At 66.7% G+C, this 1,772-nt stretch carries 2 protein-coding genes; both read right to left on the bottom strand.

What is annotated here, in order from left to right:
• Positions 1–393 precede the first annotated feature (393 nt).
• Complete coding sequence (dapB, locus tag FVW20_RS14250) at positions 394–1,173, bottom strand: 4-hydroxy-tetrahydrodipicolinate reductase (RefSeq protein WP_196610137.1); 780 nt, start codon at positions 1,171–1,173, stop codon at positions 394–396.
• Between the two features lie 83 nt (positions 1,174–1,256).
• A partial coding sequence (locus FVW20_RS14245; RefSeq protein ID WP_307831554.1) for a BRCT domain-containing protein occupies positions 1,257–1,772 on the bottom strand: 516 nt, incomplete at its 5' end.

Genomic DNA, 1,772 nt, shown 5'->3' with positions numbered 1-1,772 from the left:
TCCGATCCAGCCCCGCACCCCGCGCCGACGCGGCGCGGACCGCCGCCTCGATGCGCGCCGCATTGCCCGCCACGTCGCCCACCACCAAGTTCAACTGCAACAACGCGATGTTCATTGATGTTCTCCGGAATGACAGAGGCTGGGATGGACCTCGGGGAGAGGGGAGAAAACTTCTGGAAAAGTTTTCTCCCCTCTCCCCGAACCCCTCTCCCCTCTTTCAAAACGTTTTCATTGGGGCGCATACTGGCAAGGCGCAGCCGGTGCCAACCACGATCCCAGCGTACCCACTCCCAGCCCCCAAATAAAAAGTTTTGAGGAGGGATGGGGGTGCGGGGGAAGGGAGGAACTTTTCCAAAAGTTCCTCCCTTCCCCCGCGTATTCTTCAATCACAGGCTACAGCATGTCCAGCATGGAATACAGGGTGCCGGGCTGCTGCTGCGGCAGCCACTTTGCGGCGCGCAGGGCCCCTTGGGCGAAGTTTTCGCGCGAGTGGGCCTGATGGGTGATTTCGATGCGTTCGCCGGGGCCCATGGCATAGATGGTATGCACGCCCACCACGTCGCCGCCGCGGATGGTCTGGATGCCGATTTCGTCCTTGGGCCGCTCGCCGATGATGCCTTCGCGGTGGTAGTTTGCCACATCCGGCAGGTTCCAGCCGCGTGCCTCGGCCAGGCATTCGGCAAGGCGCAGGGCGGTGCCGCTGGGCGAATCCTTCTTGCGGTTGTGGTGCAGTTCCACCATTTCCAGGTCGTACTGCTCGCCCAGTTGCTGCACCAGTTGCGGCAGGATCTTGAGCAGCACGTTGACGCCGATGCTCATGTTGGGCGCCCAGAAGATGCGCGCGGACCTGGCCAGGTCGGCCAGTTCAGCCTTCTGCTCGGCGGTAAGGCCCGTGGTGCCGATGACGTGCGACACCCCGGCCCTGGCGGCGGCGCGGGCGTTGGCCATGCTGGCCTCGGGCGAGGTGAAGTCCACCACCACGCCGCCGGGCACCGTGGCGAACACCGCATCCGGGTCGCTGCCCGAAGGGCATTTCCACACGTCGAGCGAGGCCAGGCGTTCGGGACGCTCGACGACGGCGGCCAGCGCAAGGGCCGGGTCTTCCTGCGCCATGCGGCAGATGGTGGAACCCATGCGGCCACCGGCGCCCGTGACGATGATCGAAGTGCTCATGCTCGCTCCTTATGCGTTATGCGCGCGCCGCCGGAACCGGATGCGGCCCGGCGTGCGTGGCGTCTGATCGGAACTGGCGGAAATCACAGCAGCGAATGCTGGTCCTTCTTGCGGGACATGGCCGCTGCGTCGGCCTTGTCCGTCTTGTCGGGCCTGTCGGTCATGTCGGCATGGCCGGGGCCGCCCGACACGACGGGAGGCACGCCGGGAGCCACGCCTGATGCCGCGTCGGCAGAGATCGCGGCGGGCGCCTCGGCGGAAACTTCACGGGCGGCGGGAACATCCGCCGAAACGTCGGACGGTTCGCCCTCGTTGCCGGACGCTCGATCACCGTCCCCCGGCACATCCCCGCCCCTGCCTTCCAGCAGGTCCAGGAACTCCTGTTCCCGCAGTACCCGTATGCCGAGTTTCGCGGCCTTGTCGAGCTTGGAACCGGGCTTGTCGCCCACCACCAGCAAGTCCAGCTTCTTGCTGACGCTGCCGAGAATGCTGGCCCCGGCGGCCACGGCGCGGCGCTCCGCGTCGGAGCGGGTGAGCGTGGTCAGCGAGCCGGTGAACAGCACACCCAGCCCGGCCAGCGGACCGCTGCCTGCGCCCGG

It is taken from the genome of Nitratidesulfovibrio oxamicus, from assembly GCF_015731765.1.
GTDB lineage: Bacteria > Desulfobacterota > Desulfovibrionia > Desulfovibrionales > Desulfovibrionaceae > Cupidesulfovibrio > Cupidesulfovibrio oxamicus.
This window is presented reverse-complemented; position numbering and strand designations above follow the sequence as displayed.

Bases quoted from the DNA above. Each gene is read 5' to 3' on its own strand.
- dapB (WP_196610137.1), bottom strand. From the start codon at position 1,173: ATGAGCACTTCGATCATCGTCACGGGCGCCGGTGGCCGCATGGGTTCC.